Consider the following 17,942-nt stretch of genomic DNA (forward strand, 5'->3'; position numbering starts at 1 on the left):
GCGCAGACTACACGCTGCGATCGCCGAGTGATGCCCAGTAGTTCGGGTTCTCCGGAGTCTGAATGCGGACCCGGCGGTATGCCCGCTTTGACCAAGGCAGGATCTTTTTAGTGGGATTGTCGAGGACGAGGTCGCCATCGGACGTGCGTCCCACGACGACGAGATGAAAGCGGCAGGAATGAGTTGGTGAACCGCGGTGAAGCCGAGTCACTGCTTATGGCATTCGGAAACGAAGGTCCCGTTCGCCGCCGTTAGCCGCTCAAGGCAATGGCGCGGATCCCTGACATCGCCGCCAACGACAAAATCATAAAGCTGTCCCTTGAGGACCAAGCCATAACGGCCTGGAGACAGAGCAGCCCCGCCATTTTCCGGCTGAATCTCGTACATCTCGGCATTCTCTTTGATCGGCGAGACGCGATAGGGAAATGAAATGTTCCGAATGTACCACCCATCGTCGGCTGTCGTGATCGGTTTGCCGGCCGCGTCGTAGGAAATGGAGCGGGCAACTTTCGCAATGATCCGGATTTCGGCGCGCTCCGGAATATTCAAGGCCGCCTCACGCCGATAGACGATGAACTTGGGATTACCATCGCGAAGAACGGGCTGCTTGGTGATTCCCATTGTCGGCGAAATCGCGACCCGCACGTCCTGGGCCTTGTTCGGCAATGGATTCAATTCGAAAAGCTTGTTGTCGCTCAATGCGTAGACGCCAAAATCCGAGGGCAACAACCGCGAGGGCTTCGCCGGCTCGGCTACGGCGACAGGGTCTGGAGGCTTAGGGGGAGCCACGGCAGCCTTGTTGATCTGTGACCTTCCCATGTGCGCGATATCCTCGCGATAGACGGCCGCAAGCAAGCCGCCGATCGCGAGCACAAGGATGGCCAGTGCCCCACCGATCACCGCAAGGGAACCGCTTCTTCGCGCTCTGCGCTTGGAGGCAGAACGGTCAAGTTCGTGAGGCTCGGGGGCGGACCATATCGTCTTGGTGGCGTCCTTCGCGTACTCCATCGTGGAGTCCGAAATCGCCAAGGGCACAGGCGCCGCGCCCAGAGGAACCGGAAGCTGCTGATCATTATTCCTCGAAAAGGCCTCGACGCCATGGATGGCCGCTTCCAGCGCCTTCCTGGCCTTCGCCTCCTCGCCGGCAGGCACCCCTGAAGAAAGCAGCTGTTCGCTCAGCTTGTACCGCGCCAGGTCGTAAACGGTCTGACGCAAACTATCCTGATCGGTACTGACCGACGTGATGATCCGGGACAGGACCAGCGCAAACTCAACTTCCGGCATAGGAGCGTCGCCGGCTTGCCCAGGCACCTGCTCGAGATCGCGCTTATTCATGAGAGCCGTTTCTATCTGCTCGGACGTGTTGCCCCTTGGCGGGATCGTGGATCTTCCCGCCATATCCCACACTCCGGGACCAGACATCTAGGGGCCGATCGTGGCCTTCCTGCAACCCGCTCCCTAGACGATGAAATGAAATTCCTGCCAGGCGCTCCAGATCATGCCGTCGTTGGCGCGAACCCAGAGGTCGTCAGACACGGGGCCGCCATCGAAGGTCGTGCTGGCGAGCCGGGCCGCACTGACGTTGATTGCGGTGTTGGTGGGCTGCGCATTTCCGCCGATGCTCCAGTGGCCGCTGTTGGTCGCCGGCGTCGAATCCCAGACCTGATACTGGCTCATGCTGTCCCCATCGGCATCCGAGACCGAGAACAGGCTCGATGCGGCCATGCTCTCGTTGGCGGTCGCGTGGAAGTCGGATGCGGTGACGACCGGAGCATGGTCGATCGGTGCGGTGACGTGAAATTCCTTCCACGGCCCCCAGGCGATGCCGTCGTAAGCCCTCGCCCAGAGATCGTCTGAACCGGAGCCGCTCTGAAAGCTTGTGTTCGAGAGCTGCGCTGCAGTCACATCGATTGCGACATTGGCGCCCTGAGCTACTCCGGCGACCACCCAGTGCCCGCTGCTGGGATCAGACGTCGAATCCCACAGCTGATAGTTCGTGATGGTGTCTCCATCCGCATCGGCGGTCGAGAACAGCGTGGAGGCCGCGATATCCTGGCCGTGGCCCGCTGAAAAGTCGGTGGCCGATACGATCGGAAGGTTGTCGGCCGGCGCGTTGACGTGAAACTCCTTCCAGTTGCCCCATGTCATGCCGTCGAAGGCGCGCACCCAGAGGTCGTCGGAGCCCGAACCGCTCTGGAACGAGGCATTCGTCAATTGGGTGGGCGTAACATCGATGGCGATGTTGGCGGCCTGCGCCACGCCGCCGACCACCCAATGCCCGCTGGCAGGATCGGCGGTCGAGTCCCAGAACTGATAGTGGGTGATCGTATCGTTGTCGGCATCGCTGACCGTGAACAGGCTTGACGCGGCGATGTCCTGACCGTGCGTTGCGGTCATGTCCGACGCGCTCACCACCGGCGCATGGTCGATCGGCGCGTTGACGTGGAATTCCTTCCAGGCTCCCCATGTCATACCATCATTGGCTCGCACCCACAGATCGTCCGAGCCGGAGCCCGACTGAAACGAGGCGCTCGTCAATTGAGCGGGCGTAACATCGATGGCGATGTTGGTGGCCTGCGCCACGCCGCCGACCACCCAGTGGCCGCTGGCGGGATCGCTCGTTGAATCCCAAAGCTGATAGGCGGTGATCGTGTCGTTGTCGGCATCGCTGACCGTGAACAGGCTTGACGCGGCGATATCCTGACCGTGCGTTGCGGTCATGTCCGACGCGCTCACCACCGGCGCATGGTCGATCGGCGCGTTGACGTGGAATTCCTTCCAGGCTCCCCACGTCGTACCGTCATTGGCTCGCACCCACAGATCATCCGAGCCGGAGCCCGATTGAAAGGAGGTGCTTGTCAATTGAGCAGGCGTAACATCGATGGCGATGTTGGTGGCCTGCGCTGCTCCGCCGACCACCCAGTGGCCACTGGCGGGATCGCTCGTTGAATCCCAAAGCTGATAGGCGGTGATCGTGTCGCCATCTGCGTCGGTCACGCTGAAGAGACTGGACGCGGCGATATCCTGGCCGTGGGTCGCCGACACGTCGGTTGCGCTGACCACCGGAGCATGATCCAGACTTGGCGTGGCCGTGAACGGGACCCATGCTCCCCAGAGATATCCGTCATAGGCCCGCACCCAGAGCGTGTCCGGGGCCGTACCGAACACATAGCTCACTTGCGAGAGGCTGGCGGCCGAGACGTCGATCTCGGCGTTGGTGGCTTGCGTAGCGCCATTGATCGCCCAGTGCCCGTGGCCCTCGGTGTCCCAGAATGCATATTGGGTGATGGTGTCGCCATCCGCGTCACTGGCCGAGAACAGTGAGGATTCAGCCACCGAGAGCTGCCCGCGCGAACCGATCACGTTTGCTGCCGTGACCACGGGCGCATGATCAGCCGGAGAAATCACGAAGGGTTTCCAGTCGCTCCAGAAATAGCCGTCAAAGGCTCTCACCCACAGCGTGTCCGAACCAGGTCCGGCCTGGTAACTCGCTTGGGCCAATTGCGACGCACTGATGTCGATCTCGGTGTTGGTGCCCTGGACTATTCCTCCCACTGTCCAGTGACCGTTGCCATTGGTGTCCCAGAAGGAATATTCGGTGATGGAATCGCCCGCGGCCATGTTCACCGAGAACAACGATGAGGCCGCATAAACCTGATTTCGGGCGGCGGACTGATCGCTGGCGGTGACGACCGGTGTCGTCCGGATGCTGTATCCGAGGTCCTTCAGAACTCCGATGTCCAGGTTGGAGATCGCGTACTGGTAATCGGCGTAGAAGACGATTCCGTTCATCAAGTCCAGCGTGAGCGGGTCCTTGACGGTCGACGGGGTGGCGTAGAGGTCGGATTGCTGGTTGCCGAAATGGTAATAGTTCTGGGTCGTGCTGTCTGTGGTCAGGGGCACCGGGCCGCCGTAAGCGGCCTCGGCATTCGCGCCAACAAAGTTGGCGCCGGTTGCGGTCTTTTGAATCAGGGTGTCGAACGTGGATTCGTAGGCGCCGGCCAACTGGCCGCTCTGGTCGTACCAGCCCGTCATGCCGAAGCCGTGCATGAGCTCATGAAGAAAAACGTTGATCGGATTGATCACGTTTCCAGGCACCTGACTGGACCAGCTCAGGCCATAGTCGAGGTCGATGTACTGGAAGTAGCCAGGATCGATGTTGATGGTGATGTCGCTTGTCGTTCCAGGGACGTGCTGTCCGGTGGTCAGCTCGTACTGGCTTGACGGCTCATACACCGCGAGCCCGCCATTCGTGCCGACGTTGTAGCTGGAGGTAGGCCCGCCGTCGGCACGGCCAACGGCGGTGGGCAGGATGTTGAGGGACACCACCATGGTGCCAATGCCCAGGATATATCGCTGCCAGATGTTGAGGGCCTGCTCGAGGTCGTAGACCAGAGACGTGTCGGCAGATCCGCCTACGTTCGATGAATCGTTCAATGTGACGGAATAATTCCAAGTCATCTTGGTCGAGCTTTCAATCTATGGTAGCGTGGCAATAATTGATAACATTCATGCTGACCAGTCACTGGGTGGTTAATAGACGACAAATGGCCGGCCCCGGACAAAGCGGAGCGTGAGGCTGTTCGTGTCCAGCGCCTCTGGCGAGATTGGCTCGGGTCATTACCTTGGGTCATCACACAGAGTCCGGGCCATTCTTTGCATGCTGCAAGATCGGAAGGGCATGACCCTCTTATACGCGATAAGGCCTACGCGATCATCCCTGTGATCCCGGTGACAGCCATATCGTGTGGCCGCGATCCGTAAGACTACGGAGCCTGGTTCGGATTTCCGAACGGTTCCACGATGGACTCCAGGATCGGCATGATGTCGCTCGCGAATTCGGCCTGGCCGTTGATAACGCCAATTGCATCTCGGCGAAGAGCCATAGTACTCTGCCTGTCATATTCATTTGCTGCTCTGTGGGTTCGTTACGAATAGTCAGTTTGCGCTGGCGGCGAGGCCGAGGAGCAGGGGCGGGGCGCGCTCACGGCAATTCGGCTCACCTTCGACTGCAGTTATTTTCAGCTACTGAGCAGATTAAATCGCGAGATGATTGAAACGCGGAGCGGTACGACAGCAGACAGCGGGATAGTTGGGCTCGCGATGCTGCTGCGTTTTCACGGCATCCCGGCCGATGTCGACCAGATTCGTCATCAAGTCGGCAATGGCCCGTTCGGAACGCCGGAGATGCTGCGGTACGCGCGCTCGACCGGCGTCAAGGCTCGCGAGCTGAGCACCAACTGGTTAAGGCTCGAGAAGGTCCCGCTTCCTGCCATCGCGCTGTTGCGCGACGGCGGCCATCTGATCCTCGCCAAGGTGGGCGCAGACAAGATCCTCGTTCAATCGCCTCTGTCAGAGCGCCCGGAGTTGATCACGAGGGCCGAACTGGAAGCGGTGTGGACCGGCAAGCTGATCCTGGTGAGCCGGCGGGCGGGACTGGTCAATCTTGCGCGCCGCTTTGACCTGTCGTGGTTTCTGGGGGCAATCCACAAATATCGGTACCATTTCGTGGAGGTGTTGATCGCCTCGTTCTTCTTGCAGCTGTTTGCTCTGGTGTCGCCGCTGTTCTTTCAAGTGGTGATCGACAAGGTCCTGGTTAATCACACACTCAGCACACTCGACGTGCTCGTCGTGGGGTTGATCGGCATCGCGGGTTTTGAGACGGCCCTCGCGATACTGAGGACCTACCTGTTCTCCCACGTGACCAACCGGATCGATGTCGAACTGGGAGCCCGCTTGTTTCGGCACCTCATCGGGCTGCCCATTGCCTATTTTCAGGCTCGGCGCGTCGGCGACTCGGTTGCGCGGGTCCGCGAGCTGGAGAACATTCGCAACTTCCTGACCGGCTCCGCGCTGACGGTCGTGATAGACCTGTTCTTCACCGTTGTTTTCATCGCGGTGATGTTTATCTACTCGCCGATCCTGACCTGGATCGTGCTTGGGTCCTTCCCGCTTTATGTCGGCATCTCGGCCGGCGCGACGCCGATGTTCCGCCAGCGGCTGGATACCAAATTCGAGCGCGGGGCCGAAAACCAGGCCTTTCTCGTCGAGAGCGTGACCGGGGTCGAGACCATCAAGGCCATGGCGCTCGAACCGCAGATGCAGCGCCGCTGGGAGGAGCAGCTTGCCGGATACGTGGCGGCCAGCTTCCGCGTGCTCAGCCTGGCGAATGTCGCGAGCCAATCGGTCCAGTTCGTGAGCAAGCTCGTCACCGCGGTGATCCTTTACGCCGGCGCCAAGCTGGTGATCGACGGAAGCCTCACGGTGGGCGAGCTGATCGCCTTCAACATGTTCTCGTCACGCGTGAGCGCGCCGGTTCTGAGGCTGGCGCAGCTCTGGCAGGACTTCCATCAGGCCAGGCTCTCCGTCGCGCGGCTCGGCGACATCCTGAATACGCCGGCGGAGCAGACGTTCAGCCCCGGTCGCGCCGTGCCGCCGCCCATCAAGGGTCAGGTCACACTTGAGCATGTGTCCTTCCGCTATCGGGTGGATGGACCCGAAGTGCTGCACGACATCAACATCAGCATTCCGGCCGGCCAGGTCGTCGGCATCGTCGGTCCGTCCGGTTCGGGCAAGAGCACCTTCACGAAGCTCGTTCAGCGCCTTTACGTTCCGGAGAAGGGCAGGGTCCTTGTCGACGGGGTCGACCTTGCGATGGTCGATCCGGCGTGGCTGCGGCGCCAGGTCGGCGTCGTCCTGCAGGAAAACGTGTTGTTCAATCGCAGCGTACGGGAAAACATCGCGCTCGCCGACCCGGCCGCTCCGATGGAGAAAGTGGTCGCCGCGGCTCAGCTTGCGGGAGCTCACGAATTCATTCTGGAGCTGCCGGAAGGCTACGACACCGTCGTCGGCGAGCGCGGCTCCAGTCTGTCGGGAGGGCAGCGGCAACGCATCGCGATCGCGCGGGCCCTTATCACCGATCCCCGCATCCTGATCTTCGACGAAGCGACGAGTTCGCTGGACTACGAAAGCGAAAGAGTCATTCAGGACAATATGAACCGGATCGTGAAGGGACGAACGGTTTTCGTCATTGCACATCGTCTGTCCGCTGTCAGGCGCACCGATCGGATCATCACCATTGATCGCGGCCGGCTCGTCGAACAGGGATCCCACGAGGAGTTGCTCAGCACAGGCGGAAGATACGCGTCGCTGTACCGGTTGCAGGCGGGGATCCATGAAGTCGGCTCGTGAAGTGGTCGCGGTCGGGGGCAAAACCCGGGACGAGCTGGCCTTCCTGCCGGCCGCCCTCGAAATTGTCGAGACGCCGCCGTCTCCCACCGCCAGGCTGACCGCCGTCTTGCTTGCTGCCTTGTTCTGCTGCGCCGTGGCGTGGGCGGGCCTCGGCAAGATCGACATCGTTGCTTCCGCACCCGGAAAGATCGTGCCGGGCGACCGTGTGAAGCTGGTTCAGCCGCTCGAGATCGGAGTGGTGCGGGCCATTCACGTCCGCGACGGCCAAACCGTCAAGGCCGGCGAGATTCTGATCGAGCTGGATCCGACCAGCAATCAGGCGGAGCTTCAGCACCTGAAGAACGATCTTCTCTCGGCACTGCTGGATATCTCACGCACCCGTTCGGCGCTTGACGGAAATACCGACGCGCTTGAAGGCTTACCGGACGACACGCCGCCCGCCTTGATTCAAATGCATCTGGAGTACTTGCGCAGTCAGGATTCCGAGCAGCGCGCCAGATTGTCCGAACTGGATCGGCAGCGGATGCAGAAGGTCGCGGAGGCCAGGACAATCGACGCCAGCATCGCCAAGATTGAAGCTCTGCTGCCGGTGCTGCAGGAGCGCGTCGGGGTTCGCAAGTACCTGGCGGACCGGGAATACGGTTCAAAGCTGCAATACTTGCAGGAGCTCCAGGAGCTCGTCGGGATGCAGCAGGACATCCTGGTGCAACGGAGCAAGCTCGAGGAGGCCAATGCGGCTGTCGCCGCGCTCGCAGAGACGCGCGCCAAGCTTGTCTCGGAATACCGGCACCGCCTGTACGATGATCTGTCCAAGGCGACGCAGAAGGCCGGCAGCCTCAAGGACGAGGTGTCCAAGGCCGAGCACCGGACCAGCCTTCAAAAACTCGCCGCACCGATCGATGGCGTGGTGCAGCAATTGGCGGTGCACACTGTCGGCGGTGTCGTCACTCCCGCCCAGACGCTCGCGGTCGTCGTACCCAGCGACAATCTGATTGAAATCGAAGCGATGGTTTCAAATCGCGATATCGGCTTCGTGCACCCGGGCCAGGACGCCGAAATCAAGGTCGATACCTTCAACTTCACGCGCTACGGCCTGCTGCACGGCAAGATCGTCAGCGTCTCGCCCGATTCCGTCTCCCGCGACAAGGCGCGGGATCCAGCCCGCGAGCCCAATGGTGGAGCGCCGGAGGAAAGCAGCGAGCCAAAGGGGCAGGGGCCGGTGTATATCGCGCATGTCTCGATCGACCGGACCAAGATGGTCGTCGATGACAAGGAGATCAATCTTTCACCGGGAATGACCGTAACCGTCCAAATCAGGACGGGCGCCCGCAGCATCATGAGCTATTTGCTGTCGCCGATCATGCGCTACCGGCAGGATGCTCTCCGCGAGCGGTGAAAGAATTCGGCGGTCAGGCCGTCATGACGTGGTTCGCGATTCCACGTGGCTCAGGGTCGGGTCGGATTCATGGATCGCAAGGCAGTTTTGCCCCGCGTCGTAGGTCCGGTATCCATGATCGTTCAGCTTGCGAACCAGTGCGGCCTTGTCGGTCTTGATGAATTCCGCATGAATGACGGGGTGATGCTGCCGGATCGTGGCGCTGGCTCCTTCCAGCACCTTCAACTCCATCCCTTCGACGTCGATCTTGATCAGATCGCAGCGGCTCAGATTCAGGGAGTCCAGGGTGATCATCGTCGTCTCGGAGCCTTTGGCCTCGGAATAATCGACCTTCTGGCCGATCTGCTCCGTGCCGGGGCGTTGCGTCACCTCCAGACTTCCGAAGCTGGCGGGTTCCTGATGGCTTAAGGTCGGCACCCAGGTCTTGCCGGTTTCCGACGAAATAACCGCGTGCATCGCCCGCGCGTTGAAGCAATTGTTGATGGCGATGTTGCCGGCAAGGGCGTAGTAGACCCGCTCCTGCGCCTCGATGGCAAGGACCGAACCCCAGCCGTCCATGTGCTTGGACCATTCGATGGTGTGAACGCCGATGTTCGCCCCGCAGTCGATGGCCACCACGCCATCCCCTCGGTAGGTTCTTCGCAGTGCAAGAAGACCCTTTGTCAGTTCGATTTCGGTGACGTCGAACGCGCCGTGCTCGAGAATCTGAATCCCCACGCCAAAGATATGGTCACCCGCGGTGTGGTAGTCCAGCCGGTTGACGATCAGCGGGCCATGCGCCGACGCTGCGATCACAAACGGGACCTTGCTGGGATTGCGGCTCATCGCTTGTGCTTCTTTGTTTCGGCGGTTCCGGAGCGGCCGCGAGGGGAGGTACTCGCTAAGGTTTTCGTCCGTTGACGCGGTTGTCAATCTCGCATACGTTCGCTGCGTATTTTTAGCGTTCTTTGTATTTTCAGGGCAGGGGATATTCGTGAATGCGATTGCCGTCGCGCCGGTGATCGGGCTGAAGCGTCCGATTGACCAAGTGGCCGACCAACCCAAAGTCATCGTTGATCGGTCGACCAGCGCCGTGCCTGCCAAGTCGGAAGCTGTTGCGCCGGATGCCGAAACGCCCAAGCGTGCCTATCCGGCGGCCGCCGAACTGCCCACGCAAGTCGGTCCCAAAGGACTGCGATTCGACTTCAACGACGGCGCCCGGGTCGTTTGTCCCGAAGCCGAAGGTCCTTGGCGTGTGCGTCTTTGGGACGCCGAGACCGGCAATGTCCTCTTCGAGACGCAGTTCGCGGGCGGACGCGTCAACAGCTCAAAGCGCTACTACATTCGTTTCCGTATCGAGGTCTTGCAGGGCGAGGATGTCATTTTCTCGCATGAGTACAACGCGACGGATCGTCATGTCCTGATCCAGCTTCCGGTCGGCACCCTGGGCGACACGATCGGCTGGTTTCCCTATGTGGAGAAGTTCAGGAAAGCTCACAATTGCAAGCTGACCTGCGCAATGGCGGAGAAGCTGATTCCGCTGTTTCGCGATGCGTATCCGGAGATCAACTTCGTCACGCATGAGGAAATCCAAACCGACCGATATTACGCCACGTACAGCGTCGGATTGTTTTTCGACGACAAGAATTTCGTCTATCAGCCGTGCGACTTCCGTTTTGTGGGGCTGCACCGCACTGCCGGATACATCCTCGGCGTCGATCCGACCGAGGTGGCGCCGCGCATCTCGCTGGCAGATGATCAAAGGCCCATCCCCGAGCCTTATGTTTGCATCGCGGTGCAGAGCACCACGCAATGCAAGTACTGGAACAACCCCAACGGCTGGCGCGAACTGACCAGCTTTCTCAAGCAGGCCGGCTATCGCGTGATCTGCATCGATCAGAAGCCGACGCACGGCCACGAGCTGGTATGGAATCACATTCCGAACGGCGCAGAGGACTGGACCGGTGACCGCCCGATTCAGGAGCGGGCGAATCTACTCAACCATGCGGACTTTTTCATCGGCCTTTCCAGCGGACTTGCCTGGCTGGCCTGGGCGGTCGGCACTCCGGTCGTGATGATCGCGGGCTTCACGCATCCGACAAATGAATTTGCTACGCCCTACCGCGTCATCAATTATCACGCCTGCAACAGCTGCTGGAACGATCCGGCGGTCCGATTCGACCACAAGGATTTTTTCTGGTGCCCCCGCCACAAAGGGACGCCGCGTCAGTTCGAGTGCACAAGGCTGATCACCGTGGACCATGTGAAGTCGGTGATCAGGAAGATTCCTGGATTCAAGCTCTAGCCTATTTCAAGAACTGACCATTTTTTTGGGGGGGGCGCGCTGCCATGACCACGACGTCTGTTGGCTCGGGTATTACCAGCTCAGGACTGATCGAAACGGGGGGCAATACGCTCGAGGTCCTCAGCGGGGGCTTCGCAAGCGTGACAACGCTGTCCGGCGGCCAGCTCCTGGTCGATGCCGGCGGCTACGCGGTTGGGACCACGATTTCCAGCGGCGGCAGTGCCGTCGTCGGCGCTGGCGGCGCGGGCGATCGCTTCGCCGTCTCGAGTGGCGGCACGCTCAACGTGGCGGGGACCGTCAACAGTTTCACCGCGGTGTTCACCGGGGGCGTCGAGAACATCGAGGCCGGCGGGTTCATCTCCGGAGCCGTCGGCTCGGGCACCGGCATTTCCGGCGGCACCGTCAATGTTCTGGCCGGCGGCTCTGCTTCATACCTGTCGGTTTCGAGCGGCGGCGTCTTCAACGTAGCCGGCACCACGCTCAGCATGATCGGGGTCCGTAGCGGCGGTGTCGAAAACGTACTGGCGGGCGGTTTCATTTCGGGGGCAACAAACTCCGGGACCGGCGTTTCCGCCGGCGGCATACTGAACGTTTCGGCCGGAGGCTCGGCGGCGTTCGTCGGTGTTTCGAGCGGCGGCACGTTCAACGTTGCCGGTAGTGTGCTCAGCAACACCGCGATCTACGCTGGCGGTATCGAAAACATCCTGTCGGGCGGGTCGATCTCCGGAGCGTCCGGCGCCGGGACCGGCGTTTCGGGCGGTACGTTGAACCTCTCGGCCGGCGGCTCGGCGTCCTACGTCGGCGTCTCGGCCGGCGGTGTCTTCAACGTTGCCGGTACGGTGCTGAGCTCTGTCGGTGTGTACAGCGGCGGCGTCGAGAACGTGCTGTCGGGCGGCGTGGTCCAGGGTGTGTCCGGAGGCTTTGGCACCGCGATCTCCGGCGGCACGGTAAACGTGCAGACGGGCGGCACGGCGACCGCGATGTTCGTCTATGCCGGCGGTGCGCTGAACGACAGCGGCATCGTCACCAATCAATTCGTGCTCAGCGGCGGCGTTGAAACCGTTTCGTCCGGTGGCCTCGCGTCGGGCGTGCAAGTTTCGGGCGGCGGTCTGCTCGACATTCTCGCCGGCGGCTCGGCGACGAATGTCGGCGATTCCGGGCGGGTCATCGTCGAAGCCGGCGCCACCGCCGACCACATCACTGTTTCGAGCGGCGGCGTGCTCAGCGTGGGCGGCACCCTCACCAGCAATACAGGCGTCCTGGCGGGCGGTGTCGAGACCGTGTTGTCGGGCGGACTGATTACCGGCGCCATTAGCTCGGGCACCGGCGTTTCCGGTGGCACCCTCAATGTTCTGGCCGGCGGCTCGGCTGCATTCGTGGCTGTTTCTAGCGGCGGCGTCCTCAATGTGGCCGGCACGTTCCTCAGCATGGGCGGCGTCCGCAGCGGCGGTGTCGAGAACGTGTTGTCCGGCGGTCTCATTTCGGGGGCGGTCAGCTCAGGTACCGGTGTTTCCGCCGGCGGCGTACTGAACGTCTTGGCCGGCGGCTCGGCGGCGTTCGTCGGTGTTTCGAGTGGCGGCACGTTCAACGTGGCCGGCACCGTGCTCAGCAATGTCGGCGTCTATGACGGCGGTGTTGAGAATGTTCTCTCGGGTGGCGTTGTCACCGGCGTGACAGGTTCCGGGACCGGCATCTCCGGCGGTACGGTCAACGTATTTGGCGGCGGTGCGCTGGATCACCTGACGGTGTCGAGCGGCACGCTGAATGTCTCCGCCGGCGGTACGGCGCATAACATTACGGTGTCGAGCGGTGGCACCATGAATGTTGCAGGCACGATCACCAGCAACACGCTGGTCTCGGGCGGCGGTATCGAGAACGTGCTGTCGGGTGGACTGATCTCCGGAGCCACGAGCTCCGGGACCGGAGTGCTCGGCACATTGAACCTTCTTGCCGGTGGTTCGGCCGTTCACGTCGGTGTGTCGAGTGGCGGGACGTTCAACGTGGCCGGCACGGTGCTCGGCAATGTCGGCGTCTATGACGGCGGAGTTGAGAATGTTCTCGCAGGTGGTGTCGTCACCGGTGTCCCGGGCTCCGGGACGGGCGTGTCCGGTGGCACCGTCAACGTCCTTTCGGGTGGTGCGCTGGATCATCTGACAGTTTCGAGCGGCACTCTGAATGTCTCGGCTGGTGGCACGGCCCACGACGTTACGGTGTCGAGCGGCACCCTGAATGTTGCAGGTACGATCATCAGCAACACGCTGGTCTCAAGCGGCGGTACCGAGAACGTGCTGTCCGGCGGGCTCATCTCCGGCGCATCGAGTGCGGCGACCATCATTTCCGCCGGCGGCATCGTGAACGTCCTGGCCGGTGGTTCGGCTGTGCACGTCGGTGTGTCGAGCGGCGGCATCTTCAATGTCGCCGGCAAGGTGCTGAGCAACACGGGTATCTACAACGGCGGCGTCGAGAACGTGTTGTCCGGAGGATCGATCTCCGGAGCGAGCGGGTCCGGGACGGGAGTTTCGGGCGGTACGTTGAACCTGTCGGCCGGCGCCACGGCCGCCTTTGTCGGCGTGTCGAGCGGCGGCATCTTCAATGTCGCGGGTACGGTGCTGAGCAATGTCAGCATCAACAGCGGCGGTGTCGAGAACGTGCTGTCCGGTGGACTGATCACCGGCGCCGTCAGTTCGGGCACCGGAGTCAGCGCAGGCGGCGTATTGAACGTTCTGGTAGGCGGCTCGGCGGCTTTCGTCGGCGTCTCCAGCGGTGGCATATTCAATGTGTCGGGCACCGTGCTCAGCCGCGTGGGCGTTTATGCCGGTGGTGTTGAGAATGTCTTCTCAGGTGGTGTTGTCACCGGCGCCGTGGGCTCCGGGACGGCCGTCTCCGGCGGCACGGTCAACGTCTTTTCGGGCGGCGCGCTGGATCACCTGACCGTTTCCAGTGGCGGTGTGTTCAACATTGCTTCCGGAGGCACGGCGCACGACATTGCGGTGTCGAGTGGTGGCGCGCTCAATCTTGCAGGCACGACGACGAGCAACGTCTTCGTGTTCGCTGGTGGCAGTGAGATTGTATCTTCCGGCGGCTCCGCAGGGGCGGTGACGATCTCCGGCGGCGTGGTCGAATTGCAGGCGGGAAGCCTCGCGAGCGGCATCGCATTCAGCGGTTCCGGCGGCCAGCTCAAGATCGACGGCACGTCTTTGGCCGGCACCACCGTCAGCGGGCTGGTGCTGGGCGACAGCATCGATCTCGCGGGCCTCAGTTTCGTATCCGGCGGGTCGGCGTCCTTGCTCCCGGGCAATGTCCTGCATGTCACGGAGGGGGCTTCCTCGTTCGATGTGCAGCTTGATCAGACGCCTGGCGTGCGGTTCAGCGTCGGCACGGATTCCGGCGGCGGCACGCTGGTCACGACGCGTGCCGATATCGCACCGGTCACGTCAGCGCCCAATGTAACGGCGATCTTTGGCGAGAGCTCTGCGCTCGCTTCCAGCCTGTTCTCGGTCACGGACGCCGATGGCGATCCCATCACCCAATACGCGTTCTGGGACACCCAAGGTAACGGGCACTGGGTCCTCAACGGCGTCGTCCAGGCCACCAACGCCGAGATCGATGTTGCGGCGGCGAACCTGTCGCAGGTGAGCTACGTGTTCGGTCCAAGCGGTTCGACTGATACCCTCTTCGTTCGGGCCAATGACGGCACGGTTTGGAGCGGCTGGACCCAATTTACGGCAAAGTCGTTTGTCGACACTGCGCCGACCGTGAACGCAGCCAACGTGACTGCGGCGCACGGCCAGACGTCGATTGCCGCATCCAGCCTGTTCACGGTGAGCGATCCGGATCCCGACACGATGACCCAGTACGCGTTCTGGGACACCGGCGGAAGCGGCCACTGGGTGGTGAATGGCGTCGCCCAGGCCGCCAACACCGAGATCGATATTACCGCGGCGCAGCTGTCGCAGGTGAGCTACGTGTTCGGGCCGGCAGGATCAGCCCCTGATACGCTGTTCATCAAGGCGAACGACGGAACGTTGTGGGGAGCTTGGCAGTCGTTCACGGCAACACCAGGGATCGATACCGCTCCGGTTGTTTCGGCCGCGAACGTGACGGCCGCCCATGGGCAGACGTCGGCGCTTGCGTCGAGCCTGTTCTCGACCTCGGATGCCGAGAGCGATCCGATCACGCAGTATGCGTTCTGGGACACCGGTGGCAATGGCCATTGGGTGGTGAATGGTGTCGCCCAGGCCGCCAATGTCGAGATCGATGTTCCGGCGGCGAACCTGTCGCAGGTGAGCTACGTATTCGGGCCCGGCGGCTCGATGCCCGATACGCTCTACGTGCGGGCCAATGACGGCAGCCTGTGGGGAGCCTGGAAGTCGTTCACGGCAGCACCGGGGATCGATACCGCTCCGGTCGTTACTGCCGCGAACGTGACAGCCGCCCATGGGCAGACGTCGGCGCTTGCGTCGAGCCTGTTCTCGACCTCGGATGCCGAGAGCGATCCGATCACGCAGTATGCGTTCTGGGACACCGGTGGAGATGGCCATTGGGTGGTGAATGGTGTCGCCCAGGCCGCCAATGTCGAGATCGATGTTGCCGCGGCGAACCTGTCGCAGGTGAGCTACGTGTTCGGGCCCGGCGGCTCGATGCCCGATACGCTCTACGTGCGGGCGAATGACGGCAGCCTGTGGGGAGCCTGGAAAGCGTTCACGGCAGGACCCGGGGTCGATACCGCTCCGGTCGTTACGGCCGCGAACGTGACGGCCGCCCATGGGCAGACGTCGGCTCTCGCCTCGAGCCTGTTCTCGACCTCGGATGCCGAGAGCGATCCGATGACCCAGTATGCGTTCTGGGACACCGGCGGAAGTGGCCACTGGGTGGTGAATGGTGTCGCCCAGGCGGCCAACACCGAGATCGATGTTGCCGCGGCGAACCTGTCGCAGGTCAGTTACGTGTTCGGTCCCGGCGGCTCGACGCCTGATACGCTTTTCGTGCGGGCAAACGACGGCAGCCTGTGGAGTACCTGGACATCGTTCACGGCAGGGCCGGGGGTCGATACTGCCCCGGTCGTTACGGCAGCGAACGTGACGGCCGCCCATGGGCAGACGTCGGCGCTCGCCTCGAGCCTGTTCTCGACCTCGGATGCCGAGAGCGATCCGATGACCCAGTATGCGTTCTGGGACACCGGCGGCAATGGCCACTGGGTGGTGAATGGCGTCGCCCAGGCGGCAAACGTCGAGATCGATGTTGCCGCGGCGAATCTTTCGCAGGTCAGCTACGTGTTCGGACCGGGCGGCTCGACGCCCGATACGCTCTACGTGCGGGCGAATGACGGATCGAAGTGGAGCAACTGGGCAGCGTTCACGGCAACACCGGGGATCGATACTGCTCCGGTCGTTACGGCAGCGAACGTGGCCGCGGTTCACGGCGAGGCGTCGATTCTCGCCTCCAGCCTGTTCTCGACCTCGGATGCCGAGAGCGATCCGATCACGCAGTACGCGTTCTGGGACACCGGCGGCAACGGTCACTGGGTGGTGAATGGCGTCGCCCAGGCGGCCAACACCGAGATCGATGTGTCCGCGGCGAACCTGTCGCAGGTCAGCTACGTGTTCGGTCCCGGCAACTCGACGCCCGACACGCTCTACGTGCGGGCGAACGACGGATCGAAGTGGAGCACCTGGACCGCATTCACGGCAACACCGGGCCCCGACACGGCTCCGGTTGTGACGGCGGCGAACGTGGCCGCGGTCCACGGTGAGACGTCGACTCTCGCCTCGAGCCTGTTCTCGACCTCGGATGCCGAGAGCGATCCGATCACCCAGTATGCGTTCTGGGACACCGGCGGCAATGGCCACTGGGTGGTGAATGGTGTCGCCCAGGCGGCCAACGCCGAGATCGATGTTGCCGCGGCGAACCTCTCGCAGGTGAGCTACGTGTTCGGCCCCGGCAACTCGACGCCCGATACGCTCTATGTGCGGGCCAATGACGGCAGCGAGTGGGGCGCCTGGACCGCATTCACGGCAACGCCGGGTCCCGACACGGCTCCGGTCGTGACGGCATCGAACGTCAGCGGCATTCACGGCCATTCGGTGGCGGCCTCGACCCTGTTCTCGACCTCGGATGCCGAGAGCGATCCGATCACGCAGTACGCGTTCTGGGACACCGGCGGCAACGGCCACTGGGTGGTGAATGGCGTCGCCCAGGCGGCCAACGCCGAGATCGATGTTGCGGCAGCGAACCTGTCGCAGGTCAGCTACGTGTTCGGCCCCGGCGGCTCGCCGTCGGATACGCTCTACGTGCGGGCCAATGACGGCAGCGAGTGGAGCAGCTGGAAGGCCTTCACGGCCACCGCAACCAACCAGGCGCCGACGGTCGCGGTCTCCAACGTCGTGACGGTCTCGGGGCAGACCTTTGCTGCTGCGAACCTCGTCACTGCGACGGACGCCGACGGCGATGCCATCACGAAATATGCGCTGTGGGATTCCAACACCAACGGCCGCTGGAACGTTGGCGGAGTCAACGAGCCTGCGAATACCGAGATCGACGTCACCGCGGCACAGCTTGCCCAGGTGACCTATCAGGCCGGCTCGGGTACGGATCAACTCTGGATCCGGGCGAATGACGGCACCGCGTGGGGAGCCTGGCAGTCGTTCAACGTGACGGGAGAGAGCCCGAGCAGCGCTACCATCGTCCCGAGCGGCACCCTCGAATTGACGGGGGCGTCGAATGCCTCCGTGGCGTTCCAGGGCTCGACGGGGACGCTGAAGCTCGACAATTCCGCGAGCTTTAGCGGAACGGTCGCCGGGATGACCGGTTCGGACGCGATTGATTTCGCGAATATCAATTTCGCGAACGTTCACACGCCGACCTTCAGCGGAGACTCATCGCACGGAACGCTCACGGTGACGGACGGCACCGTCACGGCGAGTATTGCGCTGCTCGGCAACTACATGGCCTCGACCTTCACGACCTCGAGTGATGGCCATGGCGGTACCCTGGTTGTCGATCCGCCGGCGATGCAGGTCAGCCAGCTTGCGCAGCCGCAGCATGCGTGAGGCCTGAAGATGAGGGGCTGTG

Annotated in this window: 8 protein-coding genes; 4 read left to right on the forward strand and 4 right to left on the reverse strand. The window is 62.5% G+C overall.

Annotated features, from left to right (window positions below; all coding sequences use genetic code 11):
• Nucleotides 1-7 precede the first annotated feature (7 nt).
• The 3 genes from ACVIGB_RS37220 to ACVIGB_RS37230 form a co-directional block, all read right to left on the reverse strand.
• Nucleotides 8-211 (reverse strand): transglutaminase-like cysteine peptidase, encoded by a 204-nt coding sequence (locus tag ACVIGB_RS37220; RefSeq protein ID WP_456718935.1) that lies wholly within the window; start codon nt 209-211, stop codon nt 8-10.
• Nucleotides 208-1,335, reverse strand: a complete 1,128-nt coding sequence (locus ACVIGB_RS37225) for a hypothetical protein (protein ID WP_456718934.1) — start codon at nt 1,333-1,335, stop codon at nt 208-210. Before ACVIGB_RS37225 ends, ACVIGB_RS37220 begins: the two co-directional genes overlap by 4 nt.
• A 123-nt stretch (nt 1,336-1,458) precedes the next feature.
• Entirely contained in the window at nt 1,459-4,437 is a 2,979-nt protein-coding gene (locus tag ACVIGB_RS37230; protein ID WP_456718933.1) for a hypothetical protein, read from the reverse strand.
• Between the two features lie 612 nt (nt 4,438-5,049).
• Here ACVIGB_RS37230 and ACVIGB_RS37235 point away from each other — a divergent pair.
• Together ACVIGB_RS37235 and ACVIGB_RS37240 are read left to right on the forward strand one after the other, a co-directional pair.
• Nucleotides 5,050-7,191: a type I secretion system permease/ATPase gene (locus tag ACVIGB_RS37235; protein ID WP_092123413.1), complete on the forward strand. Its 2,142-nt coding sequence runs from the start codon at nt 5,050-5,052 to the stop codon at nt 7,189-7,191.
• Nucleotide 7,192: 1 nt separating this feature from the next.
• On the forward strand, nt 7,193-8,587 hold the full coding sequence (locus ACVIGB_RS37240; protein WP_456718932.1) for an HlyD family type I secretion periplasmic adaptor subunit: 1,395 nt from the start codon (nt 7,193-7,195) through the stop codon (nt 8,585-8,587).
• 21 nt (nt 8,588-8,608) lie between these two features.
• Here the strand turns inward: ACVIGB_RS37240 and ACVIGB_RS37245 are convergent, their stop codons facing one another.
• The gene (locus ACVIGB_RS37245; protein WP_456718931.1) at nt 8,609-9,412 is read right to left on the reverse strand and encodes an FkbM family methyltransferase; all 804 of its coding nucleotides are present in this window, start codon (nt 9,410-9,412) and stop codon (nt 8,609-8,611) included.
• 148 nt (nt 9,413-9,560) lie between these two features.
• Here ACVIGB_RS37245 and ACVIGB_RS37250 point away from each other — a divergent pair, with 148 nt between their 5' ends.
• Both ACVIGB_RS37250 and ACVIGB_RS37255 read left to right on the forward strand, forming a co-directional pair.
• Nucleotides 9,561-10,871, forward strand: a complete 1,311-nt coding sequence (locus ACVIGB_RS37250) for an autotransporter strand-loop-strand O-heptosyltransferase (RefSeq protein ID WP_456718930.1) — start codon at nt 9,561-9,563, stop codon at nt 10,869-10,871.
• 44 nt (nt 10,872-10,915) lie between these two features.
• On the forward strand, nt 10,916-17,920 hold the full coding sequence (locus ACVIGB_RS37255) for a hypothetical protein (RefSeq protein WP_456718929.1): 7,005 nt from the start codon (nt 10,916-10,918) through the stop codon (nt 17,918-17,920).
• Nucleotides 17,921-17,942: the final 22 nt, after the last annotated feature.

The organism is Bradyrhizobium sp. USDA 4341, from assembly GCF_054063755.1.

Bases quoted from the DNA above. Each gene is read 5' to 3' on its own strand.
- ACVIGB_RS37235 (WP_092123413.1), top strand. From the start codon at position 5,050: ATGATTGAAACGCGGAGCGGTACGACAGCAGACAGCGGGATAGTTGGG.
- ACVIGB_RS37245 (WP_456718931.1), bottom strand. From the start codon at position 9,412: ATGAGCCGCAATCCCAGCAAGGTCCCGTTTGTGATCGCAGCGTCGGCG.
- ACVIGB_RS37255 (WP_456718929.1), top strand. From the start codon at position 10,916: ATGACCACGACGTCTGTTGGCTCGGGTATTACCAGCTCAGGACTGATC.
- ACVIGB_RS37225 (WP_456718934.1), bottom strand. From the start codon at position 1,335: ATGAATAAGCGCGATCTCGAGCAGGTGCCTGGGCAAGCCGGCGACGCT.